The sequence below is a fragment of the Geomonas agri genome (genome assembly GCF_020179605.1).
Classification (GTDB): Bacteria; Desulfobacterota; Desulfuromonadia; order Geobacterales; family Geobacteraceae; genus Geomonas; species Geomonas agri.
In genome coordinates this window covers 478,118-503,565 of record NZ_JAINZO010000002.1, presented here as the reverse complement: position 1 = coordinate 503,565, position 25,448 = coordinate 478,118, and the positions used below count along the sequence as shown (strand labels likewise).

The 25,448-nt window shown below is 55.4% G+C and carries 22 protein-coding genes; 20 read left to right on the top strand and 2 right to left on the bottom strand.

All coding sequences use genetic code 11. The features are described from left to right. Positions 1 to 91: 91 nt before the first annotated feature. From K7R21_RS13670 to K7R21_RS13625, 10 genes are all read left to right on the top strand, one after another. Positions 92 to 2,557 carry a molybdopterin-dependent oxidoreductase gene (locus tag K7R21_RS13670; protein ID WP_224983855.1) on the top strand — a complete coding sequence of 822 codons (2,466 nt, stop codon included), beginning with the start codon at positions 92 to 94 and terminating at the stop codon, positions 2,555 to 2,557. A 41-nt stretch (positions 2,558 to 2,598) separates the two neighbouring features. Next, a complete protein-coding gene (gene nuoH / locus K7R21_RS13665; RefSeq protein WP_224983854.1) occupies positions 2,599 to 3,648 on the top strand; it encodes an NADH-quinone oxidoreductase subunit NuoH in 1,050 nt (349 codons plus the stop codon). 42 nt (positions 3,649 to 3,690) lie between these two features. Next, complete coding sequence (nuoI, locus tag K7R21_RS13660; RefSeq protein WP_216500200.1) at positions 3,691 to 4,089, top strand: NADH-quinone oxidoreductase subunit NuoI; 399 nt, start codon at positions 3,691 to 3,693, stop codon at positions 4,087 to 4,089. A gap of 10 nt (positions 4,090 to 4,099) precedes the next feature. Then, entirely contained in the window at positions 4,100 to 4,603 is a 504-nt protein-coding gene (locus K7R21_RS13655) for an NADH-quinone oxidoreductase subunit J family protein (protein WP_224983853.1), read from the top strand. A gap of 19 nt (positions 4,604 to 4,622) precedes the next feature. Continuing rightward, positions 4,623 to 4,925: an NADH-quinone oxidoreductase subunit NuoK gene (nuoK, locus tag K7R21_RS13650; RefSeq protein WP_224983852.1), complete on the top strand. Its 303-nt coding sequence runs from the start codon at positions 4,623 to 4,625 to the stop codon at positions 4,923 to 4,925. A gap of 137 nt (positions 4,926 to 5,062) precedes the next feature. Beyond that, on the top strand, positions 5,063 to 7,066 hold the full coding sequence (gene nuoL, locus K7R21_RS13645) for an NADH-quinone oxidoreductase subunit L (RefSeq protein WP_224983851.1): 2,004 nt from the start codon (positions 5,063 to 5,065) through the stop codon (positions 7,064 to 7,066). A 50-nt stretch (positions 7,067 to 7,116) separates the two neighbouring features. Beyond that, the gene (locus K7R21_RS13640; protein ID WP_224983850.1) at positions 7,117 to 8,796 is read left to right on the top strand and encodes an NADH-quinone oxidoreductase subunit M; all 1,680 of its coding nucleotides are present in this window, start codon (positions 7,117 to 7,119) and stop codon (positions 8,794 to 8,796) included. Between the two features lie 31 nt (positions 8,797 to 8,827). Then, positions 8,828 to 10,282 (top strand): NADH-quinone oxidoreductase subunit N, encoded by a 1,455-nt coding sequence (locus K7R21_RS13635; protein WP_224983849.1) that lies wholly within the window; start codon positions 8,828 to 8,830, stop codon positions 10,280 to 10,282. A 638-nt stretch (positions 10,283 to 10,920) separates the two neighbouring features. Further along, positions 10,921 to 11,367 (top strand): glycoside hydrolase family protein, encoded by a 447-nt coding sequence (locus tag K7R21_RS13630; RefSeq protein ID WP_224983848.1) that lies wholly within the window; start codon positions 10,921 to 10,923, stop codon positions 11,365 to 11,367. After that, positions 11,364 to 11,897 (top strand): hypothetical protein, encoded by a 534-nt coding sequence (locus K7R21_RS13625; RefSeq protein ID WP_224983847.1) that lies wholly within the window; start codon positions 11,364 to 11,366, stop codon positions 11,895 to 11,897. Before K7R21_RS13630 ends, K7R21_RS13625 begins: the two co-directional genes overlap by 4 nt. A gap of 15 nt (positions 11,898 to 11,912) precedes the next feature. Here the strand turns inward: K7R21_RS13625 and K7R21_RS13620 are convergent, their stop codons facing one another. Continuing rightward, complete coding sequence (locus K7R21_RS13620) at positions 11,913 to 12,152, bottom strand: DUF2442 domain-containing protein (RefSeq protein WP_224983846.1); 240 nt, start codon at positions 12,150 to 12,152, stop codon at positions 11,913 to 11,915. A gap of 2 nt (positions 12,153 to 12,154) precedes the next feature. Beyond that, positions 12,155 to 12,427, bottom strand: a complete 273-nt coding sequence (dhiT, locus tag K7R21_RS13615) for a type II toxin-antitoxin system toxin DhiT (RefSeq protein ID WP_224983845.1) — start codon at positions 12,425 to 12,427, stop codon at positions 12,155 to 12,157. Positions 12,428 to 12,701: 274 nt separating this feature from the next. Here dhiT and K7R21_RS13610 point away from each other — a divergent pair, with 274 nt between their 5' ends. From K7R21_RS13610 to K7R21_RS13565, 10 genes are all read left to right on the top strand, one after another. After that, positions 12,702 to 13,352: a fibronectin type III domain-containing protein gene (locus K7R21_RS13610; RefSeq protein WP_224983844.1), complete on the top strand. Its 651-nt coding sequence runs from the start codon at positions 12,702 to 12,704 to the stop codon at positions 13,350 to 13,352. Positions 13,353 to 14,032: 680 nt separating this feature from the next. Then, entirely contained in the window at positions 14,033 to 15,052 is a 1,020-nt protein-coding gene (locus K7R21_RS13605) for a restriction endonuclease (protein WP_224983843.1), read from the top strand. Further along, the gene (locus K7R21_RS13600) at positions 15,037 to 15,411 is read left to right on the top strand and encodes a hypothetical protein (protein WP_224983842.1); all 375 of its coding nucleotides are present in this window, start codon (positions 15,037 to 15,039) and stop codon (positions 15,409 to 15,411) included. The genes K7R21_RS13605 and K7R21_RS13600 overlap by 16 nt, the downstream gene beginning before the upstream one ends. Before the next feature lie 159 nt (positions 15,412 to 15,570). Continuing rightward, the gene (locus K7R21_RS13595; protein ID WP_224983841.1) at positions 15,571 to 17,820 is read left to right on the top strand and encodes a GmrSD restriction endonuclease domain-containing protein; all 2,250 of its coding nucleotides are present in this window, start codon (positions 15,571 to 15,573) and stop codon (positions 17,818 to 17,820) included. A gap of 115 nt (positions 17,821 to 17,935) precedes the next feature. Then, the gene (locus K7R21_RS13590; protein ID WP_224983840.1) at positions 17,936 to 19,267 is read left to right on the top strand and encodes a PIN-like domain-containing protein; all 1,332 of its coding nucleotides are present in this window, start codon (positions 17,936 to 17,938) and stop codon (positions 19,265 to 19,267) included. 738 nt (positions 19,268 to 20,005) lie between these two features. Continuing rightward, positions 20,006 to 21,034, top strand: coding sequence for a hypothetical protein (locus K7R21_RS13585; RefSeq protein ID WP_224983839.1), 1,029 nt, complete (start codon positions 20,006 to 20,008; stop codon positions 21,032 to 21,034). An 87-nt stretch (positions 21,035 to 21,121) separates the two neighbouring features. Continuing rightward, entirely contained in the window at positions 21,122 to 21,316 is a 195-nt protein-coding gene (locus tag K7R21_RS13580; RefSeq protein ID WP_224983838.1) for a hypothetical protein, read from the top strand. Between the two features lie 204 nt (positions 21,317 to 21,520). After that, positions 21,521 to 22,561, top strand: coding sequence for a formylglycine-generating enzyme family protein (locus K7R21_RS13575; RefSeq protein ID WP_224983837.1), 1,041 nt, complete (start codon positions 21,521 to 21,523; stop codon positions 22,559 to 22,561). Positions 22,562 to 22,917: 356 nt separating this feature from the next. Next, positions 22,918 to 23,469: a chalcone isomerase family protein gene (locus K7R21_RS13570; protein ID WP_224983836.1), complete on the top strand. Its 552-nt coding sequence runs from the start codon at positions 22,918 to 22,920 to the stop codon at positions 23,467 to 23,469. A 107-nt stretch (positions 23,470 to 23,576) separates the two neighbouring features. Beyond that, positions 23,577 to 25,223, top strand: coding sequence for a PhnD/SsuA/transferrin family substrate-binding protein (locus K7R21_RS13565; RefSeq protein ID WP_224983835.1), 1,647 nt, complete (start codon positions 23,577 to 23,579; stop codon positions 25,221 to 25,223). The last annotated feature ends 225 nt before the right edge of the window (positions 25,224 to 25,448 follow it).

The following is a 25,448-nucleotide window of genomic DNA, read 5'->3' as shown; positions in this document are numbered from 1 at the left end:
TTCAACGTTCCGGGTTCCGACCCGGAACGAGCCGAACGCCTTAACGTTGAACATTGAACGTTGAACCGATTTCAGGGAGACAGAGGTCGAGATGGTAAATCTTACGATAGACGGAAAACAGGTTGCGGTAGAAAAGGACGCCACCATTTACGACGCCGCCAAGGCTTGTGGCATCAAGATACCGATCCTTTGCCATGACAAGAAACTGCATCCGTTCGGCGGCTGCCGCATGTGCCTGGTCGAGGTCGAGCAGATGAAAGGCCGCCTCATCCCGGCCTGCACCACCCCGGTCACCGAGGGGATGATCGTGCAGACCACCACCGATGAGATCGTCAAGGCCAGGAAGCTGGTGCTGGAGCTCTTGCTCCTCAAGCACCCGATCGACTGCCCGGTCTGCGATGCCGCCGGCGACTGCGACCTGCAGAACCTCACCTACGAGTACAAGGTGAACATGAACCGGTTCGTGGACGAGAAGTTCAACCACGAGATCGACTACGAGAACCCGCTCATCGAGCGCGACATGAACCGCTGCATCCACTGCGGCAAGTGCGCGAGGATCTGCGACGAAATCGTGTCCTACGGTGCCTACACCTTCATCAACCGCGGTATCGAAGCGAAGATGGGTACCGAGTTCGACGGACCGCTCAACTGCGAGTTCTGCGGTTCCTGCGTCTCGGTCTGCCCGGTCGGCGCCCTCAACTCCCGCCCCTTCAAGTTCAAGGCCCGTTGGTGGGCGCTGCAGAAGACCAAGAGCGTCTGCTCCTACTGCGGCACCGGCTGCCAGCTGACCCTGGGTTCCAAGGACGGCAAGGTGCTCACCACCATCTACGACGAGAACCAGGGCTTCCATAACGGCCAGCTCTGCACCCGCGGCCGCTTCGGTTACCAGTTCGTCAACTCCGACAAGCGCCTCACCGCGCCGATGATCCGCAAGAACGGCAACCTCCAGGAAGCAACCTGGGAAGAGGCGCTTGCCGAAGTGACCTCCAGGCTCTCCGCCGGCAAGAGCGACCCGGCTTCGGTCGCCGCCCTCGCCACTCCGCGCCTGACCAACGAGGAGCTCTACCTGTTCGGCAAGCTCTTCCGCGGCACCGTCGGTACCGACAACATCGACCACTCCGCCGGTTACGCCCACGAGGCGCTGACCAAGGGCGCTGTCGCCTCCTTCGGCGTGGCTGCCTCCCCGGCTGAGATCGCCGACGTGCAGAAATCCAACCTCCTCCTCGTGGTCAAGAGCGACGCCTACGAGACCCACCCGGTCATCGGCTTCGAGATCAACCTCGGCGTGAAGAGGAAGGGGATCGCACTCAGGATCGTTTCCGACAAGAAAGGGAAACTGACCCGCCTGCCGGGCGCCAAGACCACCGTCCACGCGCCGGGCAACGAAGTCGCCCTGTTCAACGCCCTCTGCAAGTCGGTCATCGACCAGGGTCTCGCCGCTGAAGGCGTCGCCGGCCTCGATGCACTGAAAGCCGCCGTTGCCGACGCAACCGCCGAGAAGGCAGGGGTAACCGCTGAAGAGATCGCCGCCATCGCCAAGGAGTTCGCCTCCGCCGAGAAGGCGCTCATCATCCTCCCCATCGGCCAGGGCTACCCCGGCCACAACGCGGCGCTTGCCAACGCGGCAGCGAACCTCGCCATCCTCACCGGCCAGTACGGCAAGGAAGGCGCGGGCCTCCTGATCATGGGCGAGAAGAACAACAGCCAGGGCGCCGTTGACATGGGCATCTACCCGAAAGGGACCGGCCTCAACGCCGCCGCCATCATCGACGGTTGCGCGAACGGCAACATCAAGACCCTGTTCGTCGCCGGCGAGAACCCGGTGGTGTCCTACCCGAACCGCAAGAAGGTCGAGAAGGCGCTCGAGAACGTCGAATTCATGGTGGTCTCCGATCTGTTCCTGACCGAGACCGCGGCCATGGCCGACGTTGTGCTCCCCGCCTGCTCCTTCGCCGAGAAGAGCGGCACCTTCACCTCGCTGGGCCGCAGGGTCCAGAACGTGAGGAAGGCGATCCCGGCCGTGGGCCTCGCCAAGAGCGACTTCGACATCCTGAACGCTCTCTCCCAGGCCCTGGGCGGCGCACGCTACAACAACCAGGGCGAGGTCTTCACCGAGATCGCCGCCAACGTCCCGGCCTACAAGGGTCTCACCCAGGCAGGCCTCAAGGACGAAGGTGCCGTGTACCCGGTAGCCCTCTCCGCCAAGCTGGTCCCGGCGGCTGCCCAGGCTTCCGCACCGGTAGCCGGCAAGCTGACCCTCGTTACCGGCAGCGCGCTCTACCACTGCGGCACCATGAGCCGCTTCGGTGAAGGCCCGATGTACGTCTGCCCGGATGCCTACGCCGAGCTGAACGTCGCCGACGCGGCGGCGCTCAAGGTCGCCGAGGGTGACCAGGTTACCGTGACCTCCGGTACCGGCGCGGTGCAGGTTGTCGCCAAGGTCGGCAAAAGGGTACCGCAGGGCGTGGTATTCTCCCCGTACCACTTCGGTGAGGGGAGCGTCAACACCATCACCGACGGTTCGGAAGTCACCTACGTCACCGTCGCGAAGAAATAACTGACAGCTAGAAAATCTACACAAGAGGGGAAGACTATCAGATGGATACGCTAATCTTAGGACTGCCGGTCGCGTACTACATAGCCATGGTTGCCAAAGTGCTCGTAGCTTTTGTCTTCGTGCTCCTTACCGTGGCCTACGCCACCTACGCGGAGCGCAAGATCATCGGGCACATGCAGGTGCGTCTGGGTCCCATGAGGACCGGCTGGCACGGCCTGCTGCAGCCGATCGCGGACGGCGTCAAGCTGTTCTTCAAAGAGGAGATCATTCCGTCGCAGGCGAGCAAGTTCGCCTTCCTGATCGCTCCCCTCGTCGCCCTGATCCCGGCGTTCATCTCCTTCGCGGTTATCCCCTTCGGTGACAGCATCACCATCGGGGGCTACACGGTACCGCTGCAGATCGCCGCGTACTACGACCAGGCCGGCAAGCAGGTCTTCGACATCAACGTCGGCGTCCTCTACATCCTGGCCATGGCATCCCTGGGCGTCTACGGCATCGTGCTCGCCGGCTGGGCCTCCAACTCCAAGTACTCGCTTCTGGGTGGCCTGCGCTCCGCGGCGCAGATGATCTCCTACGAGCTGGCCGCCGGCCTCGCCATCATCTCGGTGTTCATGCTTTCCGAGAGCCTCTCCCTGCACAAGATCGTTGCCGATCAGGCAGGTGGCGCATGGTACGCCTTCAAGCAGCCGCTGGCCTTCGTGATCTTCTTCATCTGCTCCCTGGCCGAGATCAACAGGACCCCGTTCGACCTTCCCGAGGCCGAGACGGAGCTGGTCTCCGGCTTCTGCACCGAGTACTCCTCCATGAAGTACGCGATGTTCTTCATGGCAGAATACGCCAACATGATCACCGTCTGCGCCGTCACCACCACCCTGTTCCTGGGCGGCTGGCATGGCCCGGCCTTCCTCCCCGGCTGGTTCTGGTTCATCGCCAAGGTGTACTTCCTGATCTTCCTCTGCATGTGGATCAGGGCCACCTACCCGCGTTACCGTTACGACCAGCTGATGCGTCTGGGTTGGAAGGTGTTCCTGCCGCTTACCCTGGTCAACGTGATGGCAACCGGCCTCTGGGTCATGTTCATCAGCAAGTAGAGAGAGAGTCAAGCTACACAACTTCTAGGCGAGGTGCCGCAAATGATAATGCCGCTCATCAAAGGTCTTCAGATCACCATTTCACATATGTTCAAGAAGCCGGTCACGCTGCAGTACCCGACCGAGCGTCCTGACGTCAAGCCTGGCTTCCGTGGCCTGCACGCGCTCAACGTGTCCCACGACAAGGCCAAGTGCGTTGCGTGCTACCTTTGCCCCACCGTCTGCCCGGCCAAGTGCATCACGGTCGAGGCGGGCGAGGACCAGAACCACGACAAGTACGCTGCCAAATACGAAATCGACATGCTGCGCTGCATCTTCTGCGGCTACTGTGTGGAAGCGTGCCCGGTTGATGCGATCCGGATGACGGAACAGTTCGAACTCGCCAACTACTCGCGCGCCGACTTCACCTACACCAAAGACAGACTCTTAGAAAAGAAATAAAGGAGCAGCAATGGAATCGATCTTCTTTCTCGTCGTGGCTGCGGTGGCCGTTATTTCCAGCATACTCGTGGTCACCTGCAAAAACCCGATCAACAGCGCGCTGTCGCTGGTGATGACCTTCTTCTGCCTGGCGACCTTCTACGTCATGCTGGACGCCCCGTTCATGGCGGCCACCCAGGTGATCGTCTACGCCGGAGCCATCATGGTCTTGATCATCTTCGTGATCATGCTCCTGAACGTGAGGGTTGAGACCGTGAAGCGCGGCACCCACGCGGTGGTCGCCGGTTCCGCCATCGGCCTGTTCGTTCTCTTCCAGACCGTCTGGTTCCTGATGAAGGGCTCCATGACCGGCAAGGTGGGCGAGATGACCAAGGAGCAGATCGTGAGTGTCGGCCACGTCGAGCTGATCGGCAAGGCGCTCTTCACCGACTTCCTGCTGCCGTTCGAAGTCACCTCGGTGCTGCTGCTGGCCGCGATCGTCGGCGCCGTCATCCTGGCCAAAAAGAAAATCTAACGCTACGAGGGGAACTGACATGCTAGCGATCGAAAATTACCTGATAGTTTCGGCCATACTCTTCGCCATCGGGACCATCGGGGTCCTGACCAAGAGGAACGCCATCGTCATCTTCATGTGCATCGAGCTCATGCTGAACGCGGTGAACCTGACCTTCATCGCCTTCTCCAGGCACCTGGGCAACATCGACGGACAGGTCTTCGTCTTCTTCGTCATGACCGTGGCCGCCGCCGAGGCAGCCGTTGGTCTCGCGCTGATGATCGCCTTCTTCAAGAACCGCGAGTCCATCGACGTCGAAGACGTCAACCTGCTGAAGCTCTAGAAGCGGGGCTTCAGGCCGCCGCCACTGGACACGCTCAGCTGCTGGCGGAGCAATCCGCGACAGTCACAAGCGAATGGGCGGCGACGTGCCGCTTGCCAAGATACGACTTATAAGAATACAGAACAAAGGAGTCAGGGATGTTTGATTTAGTATGGTTGATCCCACTGTGCCCTCTCATCGGCTCGGTCATCAACGGCCTACTCGGCAAGAAGATAAAGAACGAGACGGTCATCGGCGGTATCGCCGCCGGTAGCGTATTCGCCTCCTTCATGGTCGCCTGCGGGATCCTGTTCCAGCTCCTGAGTCTGCCGGGCGAGGAGCGGGTGTTCCAGAAGACCATCTTCACCTGGATCCAGTCGGGTACCTTCAAGGCCGATATCGGCTTCCTGATCGACCCGCTGTCCGCAACCATGCTGATGATCGTAACGGGGATCGGTTTCCTGATCCACCTCTACTCCATCGGCTACATGCACGGTGAGGAAGGGTTCTACCGCTACTTCTGCTACCTGAACCTCTTTACCTTCTCCATGCTCTGCCTGGTGTCGGGCAACAACCTCCTCCTCATGTTCATCGGCTGGGAAGGCGTGGGTCTGTGCTCCTACCTGTTGATCGGCTACTACTTCCACAAGAAGAGCGCCGGCGACGCGGGCAAGAAGGCATTCGTGATGAACAGGGTCGGCGACTTCGGTTTCCTCCTCGGTCTCTTCACCCTCTTCTGGTACCTGGGTGCCAACCACAACGTCTGGACCATCAACTTCGTGGAGCTGGCCAAGAACGCCGACCTCCTGGTCCCGGGCGCCGTGGTAACCACCGTCTGTCTCTGCTTCTTCCTGGGCGCCACCGGTAAGTCCGCCCAGATCCCGCTGTACACCTGGCTGCCGGACGCGATGGAAGGCCCGACTCCGGTCTCCGCGCTCATCCACGCCGCCACCATGGTCACCGCCGGCGTCTACATGATCGCCCGCATGAACTTCATCTTCATCAAGAGCCCGACTGCGCTCCTCGTCATTGCCTGCGTCGGCGCCGCCACCGCGCTCTTCGCGGCGACCATCGGCACCGCGCAGAACGACATCAAGCGCGTCCTCGCATACTCCACCGTTTCCCAGCTCGGCTACATGTTCCTGGCCATGGGTGTCGGCGCCTTCACCGCCGGCGTGTTCCACCTGATGACCCACGCCTTCTTCAAGGCCTGCCTGTTCCTTGGTTCCGGCTCCGTCATCCACGCCATGCACCACGCGCTGCACCACGAGCACTCCGAAGCGGACCCGCAGGACATGAGGAACATGGGTGGCCTTCGTAAGAAGATGCCCATCACCTTCATGACCTTCCTCCTGGCCACCATCGCGATTGCGGGTATCCCGGGCTTCGCCGGCTTCTTCTCCAAGGACGAGATCCTCTGGCAGGCGTTTGCCAACCCGCACCACCACGCCGTTAACTACGTGCTCTGGGGCGCCGGCGCCGTTGCCGCAGGCCTCACCGCCTTCTACATGTTCCGCCTGGTCTTCATGACCTTCTTCGGCGAGACCCGTCTCTCCGACAAGGCCTTCCACCACCTGCACGAGTCCCCGTGGGTCATCACCGTGCCGCTGGTCTGCCTGGCGCTGCTCTCCGTCGTCGGCGGCTGGGTCGGCGTACCCAAGGTGCTCGGCGAAGTGCTGGGCGGCATGCCGAACCTTTTCGAGCACTGGCTCGAGCCGGTCTTCGCTTACTCCACCCACTACACCGAGGCGCACGGCGCGCACGGTCTCCACTCCGTCGCCATGGAGTGGGGCCTCATGGGTGTCTCCGTCCTGATCGCCTGCGGCGGCATCGGCCTCGCCTTTGCACTGTACATCGTTGCCCCGGGCTTCCCCGAGAAGTTCACCTCGACCTTCCCGGCGCTGCACCGCGCGGTTTACAACAAGTGGTACGTGGACGAGATCTACGACTTCGCCTTCGTCAACCCCTGCAAGGCCTTGGGCAACTTCCTCTGGAAAGGGTTCGACGTGCTGGTGGTCGACGGTGCCGTGAACGGCGTGGCGGCAGTGGTCCGCGGCTTCTCCGGCATCCTGCGCTACGTGCAGACCGGCTTCGTTCACAACTACGCCTACACCATGGTGTTCGGCGTGGCCCTGATCGTCGCGGTGTACATCTTCCGCTAAGATTCGAGACTTGAGATAATTTTGACCTGTAAGTAAAAGGAGCAGAGTAAATGAACCAGCTACCGTTACTGAGCATATTAACCTTCACACCGCTGATCGGGGCGATACTGCTCCTCTTTGTGAACAAGAACAGCCACGGCGTGCTCCGTAGCATCGCCATGGCGGTTACGGTGGTGACGTTCGTCCTCTCGTTGCCCCTGATCACCGGGTACAACGCGCCGGGCAGCGACATCGGCGGGTTCCAGTTCCTTGAGAATGTGCCCTGGATCGCGGCCGGTCCCTTCCAGATGAGCTACCATCTGGGCATCGACGGCATCAGCCTCTGGCTGGTCATCCTGACCACCTTCATCATGCCCATCGCCGTCCTCTCCACCTACACGGCGGTTGAGGAGAAGGTGAAGGAATACATGATCTGCCTGCTGCTCCTCGAAGTCGGCATGGTCGGCACCTTTATCTCGCTCGACCTGTTCCTCTTCTACATCTTCTGGGAGATCATGCTGATCCCGATGTACTTCATGATCGGTATCTGGGGCGGCAAAAACAGGATCTACGCAGCAGTCAAGTTCTTCATCTACACCGCGGTCGGCTCGCTCCTCATGCTGGTCGCATTGATCTCCCTCTACTTCAAGGCGGGCGGCGGCGACTTCAGCATCCTGCGCTTCTACCAGCTGCACCTTGACCCGACCACCCAGATGTGGATGTTCCTGGCCTTCGCCCTGGCCTTCGCCATCAAGGTCCCGATGTTCCCGCTGCACACCTGGTTGCCGGATGCCCATACCGAGGCACCGACCGCTGGCTCCGTGATCCTGGCCGCCGTCATGCTGAAGTGCGGTACCTACGGTTACGTCCGTTTCGCAATGCCGCTGTTCCCGGAAGCCAATGCACAGTTCACCCCGCTCATCGCCACCCTGTCCGTGATCGGCATCATCTACGCATCGCTGGTCGCCATGGTTCAGCAGGACGTCAAGAAACTGGTTGCTTACTCTTCCGTAGCCCACCTGGGCTTCGTCATGCTGGGCGTCTACGCCCTCAACCAGCAGGGCGTCACCGGCGGCATGCTGCAGATGCTGAACCACGGTGTTTCCACCGGCGCATTGTTCCTCATCGTCGGCTTCATCTACGAGCGTCGTCACACCCGTCTCATCACCGACTTCGGCGGCTTGGCCAAGCAGATGCCGGTCTTCGCCACCATGTTCATGATCGTCACCTTCTCCTCCATCGGCCTGCCGGGCACCAACGGCTTCGTCGGTGAGTTCCTGGTGCTCCTGGGTTCCTTCGAGAGCGGCCTGCGCTGGTACGCCATCATCGCCACCTCCGGCGTCATCCTCTCCGCCGTGTACATGCTCTGGATGTTCCAGAGGGTTATGTTCGGCGAGCTGAAGAACCCGAAGAACCAGACCCTGAAGGACCTGAACGCACGCGAAGTGGCCATCATGCTGCCGCTCATCTTCCTCATCTTCTTCCTGGGCATCTACCCGCGCCCGATCATCGACACCATGGCGCCGTCCATCGACAAGATGATCGCGCAGACCAAGGTCCAGAAGCAGGTAGCACAGGTAGCAGCACCGGCAGCTCCGGCGCTTCCCCCGGGGCACATGGCAGTACCGGAAGCAGGTGCGGCACCCGCCGCCATGCCCGCAGGTCATCCGGCCATGCCGGAAGCAGGCGCGGCACCGGCAGGCCTGCCTGCAGGACACCCGGCCATCCCCGCAAACAACGAAGCAAAATAGACCGCTTAGAACTACTGACGGAGGATTATAGATGGAAACAATTGCTATGCCGGCCATAAACCTGGCAGTGATCATGCCTGAGATCCTACTCTCATGCATCGCCATGGTGCTGCTGCTCGTCAACGTCTTCGTGCCGGGCAAGAACAAGGCCTACCTCGGTTACCTGAGCATCATCGGCCTTGCAGTGACCGCGGCGAGCGCGGTGGGCGGCTGGGGGCCGTCGGTATCAGCGTTCAACGGATCGGTAGTGCAGGACAACTACGCAATCTTCTTCAAGGTCATCTTCATCATCTCCGCCGGCCTTGCCATCCTGATCGCGGACCGCTACATGGTCCAGGAGGATTGCAACCAGGGCGAGCTCTACCCGATGGTGCTCTTTGCCACCGTCGGCATGATGCTGATGGCATCCGGGACCGACCTGATGGTCATCTTCCTGGGCCTCGAGCTTCTCTCCATCCCGCTGTACATCCTGGCAGGCTGGAACCGTGACAACCTGGCGTCGAACGAGGCGGGCCTCAAGTACTTCCTTCTGGGCGCCTTCTCCACCGGCTTCCTGCTCTACGGCATGGCGCTCACCTACGGCGCAACCGGCAGCACCAAGATCCAGGCCATTTCCGCCTATGTCGTAGGCAACCCCGGCGTAGCCAGCAACCCGCTCTTCATCGTGGGCATGCTGCTCATCGCCGTCGGCTTCAGCTTCAAGATTGCCGCCGCACCGTTCCACATGTGGACCCCGGACGTCTACCAGGGCGCTCCGACCCCGATGACCGCGTTCATGTCCGCCGGCCCCAAGGCCGCCGGTTTCGCAGCCTTCATCCGCGTCATGATCTTTGCCTTCCCGATGCTGAGGGCCGAGTGGAGCGATCTCCTCTGGGTACTGGCCGTACTGACCATGACCGTCGGTAACATCATCGCGCTGTCCCAGGACAATGTGAAGAGGATGCTGGCTTACTCCTCCATCGCCCATGCCGGTTACGCGCTGGTAGGTTTCGCCGCAGTGAACGCCGAAGGTGCAGCAGGCATCCTGTTCTACATGCTCTCCTACGCCTTCATGAACATCGGCGCCTTCGGTGTCATCGTTCTGATCACCAAGAAAGGCGAGGTCAACGGCAACGTGCAGGATCTGGCCGGTTTCGGTCACAAGAAGCCGCTGCTGGCAATGGTACTGAGCATCTTCCTGTTCTCCCTGGCCGGCATGCCGCCGACCGCGGGCTTCATCGGGAAGTTCTACCTCTTCTCTGCAGCCATCAAGGCCGGTTACGTGTGGCTTGCCATCATCGGCGTTCTGAACTCCGCAGCCTCCCTGTACTACTACCTGCGTGTCATGGTCTTCATGTACATGAAAGACCCGACCGAAGACTTCGAGTGGGCAGGTGCCACCCCGGCCATCGCAGTGTGCCTGTTGGTAGCCGTAGGTGCCACCCTGGTTCTCGGCGTAGTCCCCGGCACCGTCCTCGAGCTGGCACAGAAAGCCGTCCAGTTCTAAGACAAGCAGGATAGATAAAGCAAAAAGCGAGGGCACCCGACCGGGTGCCCTCGTTGCGTTTATCGTTGTTATCTCTTAAAGCCTCTCAAAAAACACCCAGCATAAAAGTCCCCACGAAGGCATGTGCAAGCCCAAGCGTCCCCCCCTTTGCGAAGGGGGGACAGGGGGGATTTGCATTTAGTCCCCTTCCCGCCATTCTCATCCCTCCCATTTGACACCCACTCCCGCCTTGGTACATTTCCATCTTCACGCCCCCTCCCGCAGGAGGTTCCAAGATGGCCAACTCTCGTCAACTCCACCTCCGTCGCGACCCTTTCCAGCGCCCCTCCCTCACCCCCGGCCCCCTCGGCCAAAATGTCGTTGCAGCACCTAACGCGCCACAGGGATTGGTTGAAAACACTCCTGGTCCCTTAGGTAGAAATGACCGTGGAGACCCTGCATTCGCAGCATCGGTAAGCCAGAAACCACGAAACGGAAATAATCCAGAAGGAAGACTTGGCGCTCATTCGCCTGGTTTGTTGGTTACCTCTGGGCGTGGTGTCAGGTTTATATGGAATGAGGAGTATGTAGCTGGAATATCGGAGCGGTTACATTGGCCAAGAGGTGCGAGTGGGGTTACCCTGGGCGCAGGATATGACATGAAGACCCGGACCAAACAGCAGGTGTATAACGACCTATTGAGTTGTGGCCTCAGCAAGAGGGACAGCGAGCTCGCATCAGAAGGGGCAGGGCTTGAAGGTGTTGCAGCCAACTCCTTCGCTTATGATAACGGGAACAAATTTCACTTGTCAGAAGAACAGGCCCTAAGGCTTTTAAGACTCATTCTGCCGAGCTACGAGATGTTAGTGAAGAAATTTGTTCATGTGCCCTTAGTGCAGCACGAGTTCGATTCTCTTGTGAGCTTTGCTTACAACCCAGGTGGCCGTCTCCGCAGCGTCACCACATTCATCAATAATGGCCAGATTGAAGCAGCGATGGCGTGTATGAATGCAGCAAATACTTCAGGGGGGAAAGTGATGAAGGCCCTGACTGTACGGAGAAGGAGGGAGACCAACCTTTACCGCCACGGGAGGTATGAGCTATGAGAAGAATTGCCGCTTACGCCAGTGCTTTCCTCGCACTTGTATTGATAGTTTCTGTTCCCCCCGTGGCGTGGGCTGGCCCAGCTGATCTAAAATGGTTGTTCGGGACGTGGAAAGTGACTGCTGTTCGAATCGATGAAACTCTGCCGCGCACACCTGCTTACGACATAGACGATCCAGAGTTGCTAGGGCGCGTAGTAGTGGTGAGCGGCGAGAGAATCAGTACCACCATGCCGGAAGGCACCTGCCGAAACCCTCAGGCCACTCGAAAGACTGTGACAATTGACAATCTGATCGAGCAAACGATGGGGAAAGGAAAGTACGGAGGTAATCAGAGCAACAAGTTCGATCTGCCAGTGGATCCAAAAAAGGCAGTGGATGTACTTTGGGTAAAATGCAGGGAAGGTCATTTTGGACCTGATTACCCGTTTGGCCCAAAGGGTTGCAACTGGATCACCAAACTCTCAAAAGATAAAGCCGCCATGCGTTGGTACGACAACACAATTCTGATCTTGAAGCGAGAGGGCCGGTAGCGGGTAAGGACGGAGCTATTCCGGGGCTACCTCCAGCTCTGCGGCAATAGTATCCGGTCCGAGATCCTGTCCTTCGGGCCAACCGATGCCGGTAAAGAAGAGGGAGACTTGGCTAAAGTAGGAATCGTCATTCAACCGTTGGAAGAATTCCGATTTGATGTAGGGTGAGACATCGAATACGCCAGAGCGACCATCAGAAAGTACGATGGCGACCTTTTTACCGTCCAGGGGTTTCACGGAAACGACTTTGTTCATGGCTACTCCAAAGGTTTGATCGGCAGCGGATTCTGACCATTTACTGCTAGTCGCCAATCCGTCAGCAGATCTTCCCTGTGTATTTCGATCCACGCTTGAACGAGCTTCTGCTTAGTTTTGGGAAGCGCACCTTCCAGCAACTCCCCATCGTCGATCGAAAACACAGCGTCATGCTCACCAAACGTTGCGTGCAGGTGCGGCAAGGAATGCTTCTTGTTGTCGTAGAAGAACATATAAATGACGATTCCGTAAAACATGGAGATGGTAGGCATCATCAACCTCCAACATCTAAAGTTTCTACGGGATCGTGTGCAGATGCTCCTCGGCAGATACACCTAATATACAGCATTTGGTGACGTGGCTCAATCCCCACCGACACCAGGTTTGCGAGGCTGGGGGCACTTTAGCTCACACCCTGTGCCCTCAATGCCGCTCTGTCCCTCTGTGGTAAAGCTTCCGCCTTAGACCCCTCCACCCCTCGCTTGACACCGCCTTAAAGCGGGCTAATACTTGTCCCCATCGTATCCACCCCAAGCACCTGGAGGACTTATGCCCGAACTCTTCGACATCCCAAGTTTGAAGGATCTCAGCGACGGTGATCTGGCGCTTCATGGGGAGAACATCGCCGAGAACCTGGAAGAGCACCCCGCTTTCAAGTTCCAAACCCTCCCACCCTGCATACCCGGTCCGTCCCAAATCCGGCAGGACGCAACCCTGGTGAAGCAGACATCAACCGCGGCAAGGCTGGACCCTTCCAAGGAGCCGGAGCGGCAGGCAGCCCGGGACAAAATGATCCAGTCGATCAGGTTCTCCTGCCAGTATGTGGTGATGTATGCCACCCATGAAAACGACCCCAGCCACCTCGACACCGTCGGCGTGCCACGGGCGCACAGGGCCGTGCGGAACACAACAGCGAAACTCCCGGAGAAGTTCAGCAAGGTCAAAGTCAGCCATGGAGACAAATCTGGCGCAATCAAGATCTACGTCAACAAGTGGGAAGGTAAGGGGAGCGTGGAGGTCCAGATCTGTTACGGGGATCCCGGCTCGGAGGGGTCCTGGCAACTCCTCAAAATTGCACATTACTGCCATATCGCCCACGAAGGGCTGGAACCTGCGCGGAGAGCTTATTTCAGGGCGCGACTGCTTAACGAAGCCGGTGTGGGCCCATGGTCCGACGCTGTTGAATTGATCATCATCTGAAAAGATGAGGACGGCTGCTTCGCCGGCAGCCGCCCTCGCGTCTTCCCCTCCCGGAATCCCACCTTCCTTTTCCCAACTCCACTCTTCAGCCGCTCGCTCCCACAGCCTTAACCCATGAAAGGTCCGCGGCCGCCGCCAGAAGGCCAGTCCCAGGCCGCCGCTCCTTATCTTTCAGAAAATAGTGCTATTCTGCCAGCGACATAGCTTCTTTCGCCAGAAATAGTAAGATCCTGAACCAAATAGTGCTGTTTTGGTAAAGATAGTACCTGTTTCAGCAGGAATAGTACTATTCTTGGTGAAATAGTGATATTTGCCGCCAAAATATCACTATTCCGGAGGGAATAGTGTTGTTTTCTAGAAAATAGTGCTATTCCGTCTGGAATAGCACTATTTCAGATAGGAATTGGCTTATTGTGTAGGAAATAGTGCTGTTCCGGGACAAACAGTGCTATTTCAAGATGGCGATGCCGTCACCCGTACTCAAGATCATAAGTCCGTCTCAAGTTATCCCCTCCATCCCCTTTATCCCTGTTAATCGTCTTTGCCCTGAGCGTCTTCGCGCCTTTGCGTGAGCTAAAGAAGTTGGTTTGTGGGGTTTCTTTGATGAATTTACTTTCTTAGAAGTTCTCTATGTGTTATTCATGTTTACGATATCTCCCCGAGGAGTTCCGTAAAGTCCCATGGCACGAAAACAGCGTCCCAGCACTTTCGAAGATCTGATTACAATCGCCAGCAAATTCCCGTGGTGGGCCTCAGCCATTTTAGCCCTCGTGTTTTACCTCGTTCTCCACTCCATGGCCTCCCGCCCAGCAACGCCACCCACAGTAACACCTGGACAGTTGGGTGATGCCGTGGGCAGAGCTCTCGTTAGGGCCGTGGCAACCTTTCTTCAGTTTGTTGTGCCTATCGCGATCCTGCTGGGCGGTGTCATCTCGCTTTTCCAGTCATTAAAACAGCGCAAGCTCTACGAGACCGTCAAGTCGCGTGCGGGCGTCAGCGCGCTCAACGAAATGAGCTGGGGCGAGTTCGAGACTCTCGTGGCCGAGCATTTCAAGCGGAAGGGATTTGAGGTCGCACGAGAGGGTGGTAGCGGGCCGGATGGCGGGATAGATCTCGTCCTCCGTAAGGGAAGAGAAAAGCACCTGGTGCAGTGCAAGCAGTGGAAGGCGTACAAGGTCAGCGTCCAGCCCGTGCGAGAATTTTACGGAGTAATGGCCGCCGCAGGAGCCGCAGGCGGTTACTTCGTGACTTCCGGCACCTTTACAGAGGACGCCAAGGCCTTTGTGCGGGGGCTCAACCTCGAACTGATCGACGGCCAGAAGCTGAAGTCCGTGATTGGAACAGTGGCCACCGTAGCACCAGTGCCGTCCCCATCTAATGTTGCTCCCTCAGTCGCACCGCAATGCCCGAAGTGCGGAGCAGCGATGCAAATCCGAGTAGCCCGTAAAGGCGGCAATGCCGGACAGAAGTTCTGGGGCTGCAGCAACTACCCGAAATGTAACGGAACCCAGATCTTCGCGGATGCGGGTCCGATACCAACATCACCGGATACAGCGGTGGTGCAGCCGAAAGAAGAACCGAAAAGAAATTGCCCGGATTGTGGCAGCGAACTTGTCCTGAGGAAGTTCCAGAGTGGGCCGAAAGAGGGCCAGAGCTTTTACGGGTGCCTCCCTTGTAAGAAGGCATGGCCAGCAACGTAGCAGGAGGAAAGAATGACCCCTTCTGGAATCAAAAGCAAAGCCGTCTTTGCCGCCGTTTACATGTACGTCGTGCCCAACTGGAGCTTCTCAAAAGGCGACAGGGTTGGCAATGTTCAGAAGTTCTCAGAAAAAGGGTGGGTAAGCAAGGCCTTGGGAGGGCGAATTTGCAAATGCTCCCCGTACCCGAAGCGATTCCAGAACGGTTCCCATTCTCAGTTCGAGACAAGGCAGTGGTTGCAAAAATAAATGCAGCCGTGGGCAAAAAGGTGACCATGTCCTACGAACAGCACAAGGGCACCCCGACCACCTTGTTTGGAGAATCTGGATATTTCATTGTTGACGTAAAGGCGCTTGAATAGCAGGCTCGTTATGTCAAAAGCAAATTGAACAGGCGCGAGGGTCTTGTCAGCTTTTACATCCCATGAATGTAGGGGCATACGCCTTTCCAACACGTGGGGGGGATGTGTGTTGAATCAAATTGTTTACCTTTGCTATTCGTCTAGGAGAAAACTCTACTAATGAGTGAAACTATTTTTAAACAAGTAAACTACGACCTGAATTCTTTGGTGAAGTTTGTCGAACTTGGGCAAATCGGCCTCCCCGACCTCCAGCGGCCCTTCGTCTGGAAAAATTCCAAAGTCCGCAACCTTTTCGATTCGATGTACCGTGGGTTTCCTGTCGGATACTTGCTATTCTGGGAAAACGCCCTTATTGAAGGAGTGAAGACTATCGGTACTGACAAGAAACAGTTGGTGCCGAATCTTTTGTTAGTGGATGGTCAACAACGACTAACATCTTTGTTTGCTGTGGTTAAAGGAATTCCCGTCATTCGAGAAAGCTATGCTGCTGAGCAGATTGAAATAGCTTTTAATCCCTTAGACGGGAAGTTCGAAGTTGCTGATGCTGCAATACGCAAAGACAAGACTTATATTCCTAATATCTCGGTGGTCTGGTCCAAGGACGCTGATATTTTTGAAATCACCGACAACTACCTTACCAATTTAGCAACGTCTCGAGATGTCTCTGTAGACGACACAAGGAAAGTACGTAAGGCGATTACCAGACTGCAACAGCTACTCAGTTTTCCTTTCACCGCACTGCAGTTAGCCGCCACTGTTGACGAAGAACAAGTTTCAGAAGTGTTTGTTCGCATTAACAGCGAAGGAAAGACTCTGAACCAGGCAGATTTTATACTTACCCTAATGTCGGTTTTTTGGGAAGAGGGGCGTAAAGAACTGGAAAGTTTTTGTCGTGCGGCAAAAGTGCCGACTGTCGGCAAGCCCTCACCCTTCAACCACTTTATACGACCAAAACCGGACCAATTGCTTCGTGTTGCTGTCGGAGTGGCGTTCCGTCGTGCTCGCCTTCAGTACGTTTATTCTATTCTGCGAGGAAAAGACCTCACTACTGAGGAATTTAGCCCCCAACGCCGTGACGCTCAGTTCGAGGTCCTAAAGCAGGCCCAAGCCCGTGTACTTAATCTGCAGAACTGGCACGACTTCCTAAAAGCACTACTGCAGGCGGGTTATCGCAGCGAAACCATGATCAGTTCTGAGAACAATCTATTGTATAGCTATGTTTTCTACTTGATAGGTAAAACGGAATTTAGCGTTGATGAACATATCCTGAGGAGGGTTATCGCACAGTGGTATTATATGGTCAATCTGACTGGACGCTACACTAGTTCACCCGAATCTAAGATGGAATTCGACCTTGCTCGCTTGCGCACGGTAAAGACGGCGGAGGAGTTTGTAGACACACTTCGGCAAGTTTGCGAATCGTTTCTTACTAGTGATTTCTGGTCCATTACCCTCCCTAACGAACTTGCTACAGCCGCTGCACGAAGCCCCTCACTCTTCGCATATTTCGCGGCACTGAACCTTCTCGATGCGAAAGTGCTTTTCTCACATCACAAAGTTTCTGATTTGTTGGATCCTTACACCCATGCCCATCGTGCATCATTAGAGAGACACCATCTTTTCCCCAAGGCTTATCTCAAGGAACAAGGAATCATCGATAGTCGAGATACCAATCAGGTAGCAAACTTTTCCATGATTGAGTGGGGCGACAACGCTAAGATTTCCGACAAGCCGCCGAAAGAATACGTTCCGGAGTTGAGCAAGCGCTATTCCTTACTCGAAATGGAACAGATGCGATACTGGCATGCTTTGCCAGACGGATGGGAGTTAATGGAGTATTGGGATTTCTTGAAGCAACGGAGGGAGATGATAGCCAAGGTGATATCAGATGCATATAAGTTGTTGGACAAGGGAGACGTGATTACAACCTCGGATACTATATCCATCGCAAATCTGGTAGCGCAAGGTGAAGGGACGTCTATAGAGTTTAAGGGTACTTTGCGGACAAATCTACACACAGGCGAAAAAGATCAACGGATGGAAATGGGTATTTTAAAAACCATTGCAGCATTCCTAAATTCACATGGCGGGAACCTTGTAGTGGGTGTGCTGGACGATGGAAGTCCTGTCGGCGTGGAAGCGGACAAGTTCGAAAATGATGACAAGATGCTCCTGCATCTTGACAACTTGGTCAAAGATCGCATTGGACCCCAACATTCCCTCAATATCCAGTCCCGTTTCGATGACTACGAGGACAAGAAAGTGCTGATAGTGGAGTGTAAAAAGGGAAAGGCACCAGTATTTGTGAAAGACGGGTCAATTGAAAGGTTTTTCGTTCGTGGCGGAGCGTCGACAGCAGAGCTCAGTGCAAGTCAGACCCAAGAATTCATTAAACAAAGATTTGTTTAAGAAAGGCGGCGGGCTCTGGTAGTGGCATCAATGCAGCTGTTCTATGGAGGGAGTGGTTCCCACCATGTGACAATTTAAGATAAGCGGCGAGTTCAATTTTAGCGTAGAGGTAATCGTGAGAAACGCGGTCCCGGGATATTATCAGCCTTCCAAGAATGAACTTAATGACATCTGGAAGGACTGTCGTTTTGTTTTTGATGCGAACGTTTTGTTGAATCTGTACAACTACGACAAATCAGCTAAAAATGACTTTCTGCACCTTTTGAGGTCCATTGCTGAACGAACATGGATCCCTCATCAGGTAGCGTTGGAATTCCAAAGGAACAGACTTAGACTTCTTGCGGATAGGAAAGGTATCTTTTTCCGAGCGTATAATGCAATTGACTCATGTTTTAATGGATTATCGAAAAAATTATCTGATATAGAGATCACAAAGCGTCACCCAACTATAAAGCTGGAAAAGCACATAAAGACGTTAGAAACAATAGGTGAAAAGCTACGAATTGAGCTTCAAAAACATGAGCAAGAACAACCAGGAGTCCGATCTTCTGATGATATTAGGGATGTACTCGATGAAATCTTTGAAGGCAGGGTTGGGCGGGTTCCAGATCAGTCCTATTTAGATGAATTATACAAAGACGGTGAGCACCGTTATAACAACAAAATTCCCCCAGGGTTTATGGACCGATCAAAGGACGCGGATTCGGATGGGGCAGAGTATTTTTACGCCGGCCTGCGATTTGAGAGGAAGTTTGGCGATTTGCTTCTCTGGAAACAGTTACTGGTGGAAGCGAAAGAAAAAGAATGGAACAGGCTTATTTTTGTAACCGATGATGCAAAAGAGGATTGGTGGCAAAAGGTTGATGCTCAAGGTGAAAAAATAATAGGGCCAAGGCCCGAACTCGTAGATGAGGTATATCGACAAACATCAGTGACTTTGTTTCAGATGTACAATTCTGCTGACTTCATGCGGGCGGCTAACGAATACCTGGGTTCGAAGATTGATGAATCAAGTATAGAGGAGGCTGGGAAAGTAGCGGCTGATCATCTGTTCCTCCAGATGTCTCACTACACCAACGAATATCAATCTCGATGGGATAGATTACAGCTTAAACAACATTTGTATCCTATTGAAAGCCAAGCATTAGAGACTGCGTGGAGAGACGCTGCTTTACACTTTAATTTCGTTGAATCCCGTACTGAACAAAACAAGTATAAGGTGTTCCATAACGAACTCAGAGCAGCAGGAGTCTGTCATCTCAATATTTTTGCTGTAAGGAATTCCGAAGTCGTTACAGTAAAAGAAATACAGGGCTATGATGCTGTGAATTCCCTTGTATATACTAATGTAGATGTGTTGAGGGGGCAGAAGTTCAATAATGATATGGAACTACAAGGATTTTTGTCTTTTATCACGGATCTACCGTTTTCATTGACGTTTCTTTAGTGCCATTACAGGAATCAGTGGGACGTAGGTTACTTTTGCAGTTCATTAAGGGGATCTGGGGTCAGGCTTGCAAAGTTGCAAAGTTGAACTAGCTTTGTCTAATGGCTCGCCGACAGAGGATACATTTTCCAGGTGCTCACTATCAAGTCATCCTGCGCGGCAATGACCGGCAGGACATTTTCTACGATGAGGTGGGCCGGTACCTATCAAGGATCATCCAGAACCTCGCCTTTAGGTACACCCGCTGGATAAACTCGCAAATAAGCAGAGTCGGGCACCTCTTCCAAGGACGGTACAGGACGATCCTCGTCGACGCTGACGAATACTTCCTTTGACGTCGTACATTCACCTTAATCCAATACGAGCCAATCTCGTAAAGGACCCCACCTCCTATCCGTGGAGCAGCCATCGTGCTTATGCTTGCAAAGAGATCCTACCGTGGTTGCGGACGGAACCCATCTTGGCCTACTTTGGCAGCAACTGCGTGATGTATGGGATGGACGCGCAACAGTGATGGTGTATGGTATGGACGTCGTTGAGCTGCTGAAGTCACCACAATACCATGAACTCACTAGGTCCGCCTGACGTCGCCCAATAGTTTGGTCTCAATTGCAGGGGTCGGTGAATCGAATCTAGGTATGTATGGGGCAACCTACCCTGCATCGGGAAATGGTGCACTCCTGTTTCCACATTTGAAAACTGAGGGAGGTGGTGTGTCCGCGAACCAGCGAGGCAAACATGATGTCTATTCTAAATCCTGAGATTTTAGAAGTTTTCGCTCGATCTTACGATCCACCTCACTGGATAATAGAGGATCTACTAACTTCTGGGGACGCTCAAGTGAGGTCGGCGTTGGACGCCGCTCTTAAGGGAATACCGGATGCTGCAATTGCTGACCTTGATCAAGACACGAATGCGAAAAGCGTTATAATGTTTCGCAGCAGCGATTATGCACTTAAGACGAAACTCTATTTAGTGAGTCAAGCCATTGAGAAGGAACTTCAACAGAGAAGGCTAACAGAAATCACTGCTTGTGATGGAAGTCGCTCCCAGCCTTATGACCACCCCGTACTCCGAGATATAGCTGTTGATGCAGAGGGCCTTATTCCGCTCTCGGCATTTAAAATTGATGGAGATGCATTATGTCTCAGTGGCCACGCTTTCTTCGTTTTGCCGGCAGTACCATCAACCAATTCAAATTACTGGCTTTTGCAAAACATTCAGCGACACGCTCTCGGCAATACTGTTAGTGTCAGACTGGATCCTCTGCTCCATGGGCCGGAGGCTGAGTTGGCTGGACATATTTACAGGATGGATGTCTATGGGAGGCCGCTTGATTGGGATCGGATACGAGCCCTGAGGGAGCCTGAGCACGGGCGATGGATGGCGGGGCCTCTTAGCCGAAAGAGCCTTTTCACGGATTATGCCTGGATTCCGCATGCCAACGAGGTTGATTTTATCTGTGAAGAACTGCCTCCCCTCTCAGAGGTAGATATCCGCGGGGCCAGGTATCTTCACGCCGTTTTTGACAAGCAAACGAACTGTCTCACTCATCTTGATGGAGCAATTCGCGCCTATACTAGTGAGGAGCTCGATCACCGCACAACTCTGCATGTCCGGAATGCAGGTAAAAGTGGTCAACGAGTTAAGGTGTTTCGGACTGATTTCCCGGTCGACCCCGCAGTGATGGGGGACATTGTGTCAGCTTTTTTTGTGTGGAATAACGATGTTGCCCGATATTTTAATCCTTCGCTCCCCGAACTCTGATTCCAACCCCAAAAACAAGGGAGTCTGTACCATAGGGGGACGTTGCTGAGATTTTGACATTTGATTGGTTGCAGCGAATATTTTCGCATGCCAAGGTTCGCTAGACTTGATGCGGTTGGTTTGCTGCAGCACGTGATGGTCCGCGGAATCGAGAAGTCCGACATCTTCCTCGATGACAAGGACCGTTACTCTTTCCTTGATCGTCTATCAACGCTGCAGGTGAAGACGGGTACCTCGTGCTTCGCCTGGGCGCTGATGACCAACCACTTCCATCTTCTGTGAGACCGGAAAAGTCCAAATTATCCTCCTTCATGCGCCGCCTACTCACCGGGTACGCGGTGACATTCAATCAAAAGCTTAACGCGCCGGCCATCTCTTTCAAAATCGTTACAAGTCCATCGCCTGCGAGGTAGAGCCTTACTTTTTTGGAACAGGTAGGCTACATTCACCTCAATCCTGTCAGGGCGCGCCTTGCATCGGATGCACATGCATATTAATCTGAAGCAGAGCGCCCGTCTTCCAAGTGCGCCGTCTGCCTGCTTAGGTACAGCAAAGGAATCGACCATGTCTCCGGGACTAACCCTTTTTATGTTGCTTATATTAATTCCGGCAGTCGGAATAGAGAAAAGTAGCGCCGAGCCAGTCGGTGCACCGGAAAGCACAGCGTTGGCGTCCCGCACCCTGGCCCGAGGCAAGACAACTGCTGAGGGGATAACTGATCCGACCTTGGGAATTCATTTCACAAAGGTCAATGGTGGTTGCTATCGGATGGGGGACATCCTTGGAGAAGGAAACCGGGACGAAAAACCGGACCATGAAGTGTGCGTGGATGATTTTTACCTTGCGCAGTATGACGTGACTTTGGGGGACTATCGTCGCTTTGTTCGGGCAACTGGGTACCAGACTGAAGCCGAAAAGGGGGGCGGTTGTGGGTTCTGGTCCGGGCAGAGGTGGGCGTACGATGCCGGCAGGAATTGGGGATCTCCCGGCTTCAGCCAGGACGAAAGTCATCCGGTGGTTTGCGTGTCGTGGAACGACGCCACTGCCTTCATCACTTGGCTGGAAAAAGCAAGTGGTAGACACTACCGGCTTCCCACCGAGGCCGAGTGGGAATATGCGGCACGGAGTGGAGGCAAGGCTGAAAGATTTGGAGGGTTTTCAGACGAAAAGGCACTTCATTTGTACGCAAACTTTTGTGATAGCAACTGCGACATGCCGTGGAAAAGTGCGACACAAAACGATCATTACCAGAATACGTCCCCAGTCGGAAGCCACCAGCCCAATGGCCTTGGTTTATACGACATGACCGGCAACGTGTGGCAGTGGCTGTCCGACTACTACGAGCACGGATACTATAAGCAAAACGTGCGGGTAAATCCAAAAGGCCCGGTGGCCGGCGAGAAACACACTTTGCGAGGCGGCTCGTGGGCATCGAAGCCGTACTACTTAAGAACGACAAATCGGTTCAGGAGCCTTCCGCTATACCGAACTTATGACACTGGTTTTCGCCTCGCTGTTTCTCCCTGAAAAAGCCATAGGGGGACGTTGCTGAGATTTTGACATTTGGTTGGCTGCTGCTAATGTTTTTGCATGCCAAGACTTGCCCGCCTTGATGCCGTCGGTGTCCTGCAGCACGTCATGGTCTGCGTTATCGAGAAGCGTGACATCTTACTCGATGACAAGGACCGCCACTCTTTCCTTCACCGTTTATCAACTTTACTCATCAAGACCAATACGGCATGCCTCGCCTGGGTCTTGCTGCTCGTAACTGATTTTGTAGTGGTCTGCGACAGCTTGTAGGCCGGAATCCATGGCGGCAACTCCCCCGACCGGAAAGCCGTAGACAACGTCCCCCAAGGGGTGATGAGAGGAGGTGGCAAGGTATGAGAGTGCTACTGGTGTTGATCTTGGTGCTGGTTGTTGCCGGTACGGCGGCGGCGAAGGATATCGAGGGGGTGAAGATCGAACCGCAGGTGGCGGTGAACTCCGAAACGCTGCAGCTGAACGGCAGCGGCATCAGGAAAAAATTCTTCTTCAAGGTCTACGTGGGCTCGCTCTACTCTGCGAAACGCCTGACCAGCGGATCGGAGGCGCTGCGCGACACCGGGGACAAGTTGATCAGGATGAATTTCGTGATTGCGAAAGTGGAGAAGGAAAAGATCATTGAGGCGTTCCAGGAGGGCTTTCGCAACAACACGCCTGAACTTGCCGATTCGGCGGAGGTGAAAAAGTTCCTGTCTCTTATCACCGATGACTTCAAACGCGGCGACCAGGTCGATCTCTTTCTCGGCGGCGACGGCACCGTGACCGGAAAGCTCAACGGCAAACACCTCGGCACCTTGGTGTCCCGTCCCCTCGCCACCGCCATCCTCGCCATCTATGTGGGCGAACATCCGGCGGACGCGAGTCTGAAAAAGGGGATGCTCGGCAAGTAAGAGCCGGAGCTGCTCGCATAAGGTCGGCATATAGATTTTTCGCGTGCTCTTTTAATTTCAAAAAATCAAGTTAATCTTGATGCAGCCATTGATTGTTCGGAGCGCGCATGCTTATAAGGCAACATCCCACACTGAGAAAACTCGTGCTGTTCCTGCTTTTTCTCGTATCCTTCAGTTTTGTACCCGTCTCCATATCGTCCGCAGCCGAACCGACCATAAGAATCGGTGTTCTGGCACACAGACCAAAACCTGAGACGGCAGCCCGATTCCAACCCCTCGCGCGGTACTTGCAAGAAGCCTTGCCCAACCGCGAGGTGCGCCTCGACGTATATTCCTACACCGAATTGGAAGCCGAACTGGCCGCTCACAGGCTCGATTTTGTCCTCACCAACCCGGGACATTACGTGCAGCTCAGGCACGCGAACGGCATGTCCGGTGTCCTGGCGACCATGATAGAGGACGAAGGGGAGACGGAAATTCACTCGTTCGGCGGGGTCATCTTCGCCATGGCCGACCGGGCCGATATCAGGAACATCACCGACGTCAAGGGGAAGCGCATCGCCGTCGTCGGAACCGGGTCGCTCGGTGGGTACCAGGCCCAGGCGTACGAGCTAGCCAAGAACGGGATCCGCCTTCCTGAGGATGGGAAGCTTATGGTTACTGGAATGCCGCACGATTCGGCGGTGGCTGCGGTCGTCGACGGCCGCGCCGACGTGGGCATGGTCAGGACCGGTGTCTTGGAGGAAATGGCGGCGGAGAAAAAAGTCGACCTCTCCCGGCTCAAAATACTGGACCGGAAAACCCTTCCCGGCTACCCGGTCATCACCTCCACGCCGCTCTATCCGCAGTGGCCATTCGTGGCGCTCCCCCAAGCGGACCAGGATACGGCGCGCCAGGTGGCCGCTGCGCTTCTTGCCATGAAGCATGAGAATAGGCCCAACGGACTGCATGGCTTCGCGGTTCCGGCGGACTACGCTCCGGTGGAGGAGCTCTTGAGAGAGCTCCGCATGCCGCCGTTTGAGAACTCCCCTTACTTCACCTTCCGGGATGTCTGGGCCCGTTACGGCAAGGAGATGGCGGCCCTCTCCATCGGCGGGCTCATGATAGCCTTTCTCGGGGTGCGCCTGATCGTCGCCAACCGGAAGCTGCAGGAGAGCGAACTCCGCTACCGGACCGTGGCGGATTTCACCTCGCACTGGGAGTTCTGGCAGGCGCCAGACGGGGCGCTCAGGTACATCTCCCCTGCATGCGAGGATGTGAGCGGCTACTCCGCGGAGGAGTTCTACCGGGACCCGGAACTGCTGACGAGGATCCTGCACCCAGACGACGTCGCCGCTTACGAAGACCAAGTGCAGCACGTGTCCGGGGACGGGAGCCCGAAACCGATCGACCTGCGCATCGTACGCAAGGACGGCACCGAGCGCTGGATTTCCCACAGCTGCCGGAGGGTGTCGTCAGGCGATGGAAGGAGTCTCGGGCGGCGCGCCTGCAACCACGACGTAAGCGACAGGAAGCTCGCGCAAATGAGGCTCTCCGACAAGGTGACGGAGCTGGAAGAGAGCATGGCAAAGGTCAAGCACCTCGAAGGGATCATCCCTATCTGCATGCATTGCAAGAACATTCGCAACGACAAGGAAAGCTGGCAACAGCTGGAAACCTATATAAGCTTGCATACGGACGCCATGTTCAGCCACGGCATCTGCCCCTCCTGCAAGGACAAGTTCTACGGAAACTCAGCGTCGTTGACCTGTTAAAGGCCCATTGCCGGTAACTGTTCCAAAACCGGCACGTGTTCCAGCTTGGACCGCCCTCGCTGTTCCGTTTTATTCCACTCCATCAGACGTTCCTTTCCTATCTCGTCACACCCCCCTGACTAACTCCCCTTTGTTTACACAGAGTAACGTCCATTCCTGACTGGAATAGCAACAACCAGCCCGATGTAGGTACGGCAGTTGCTATAAAAGCATTCTATTTAACTG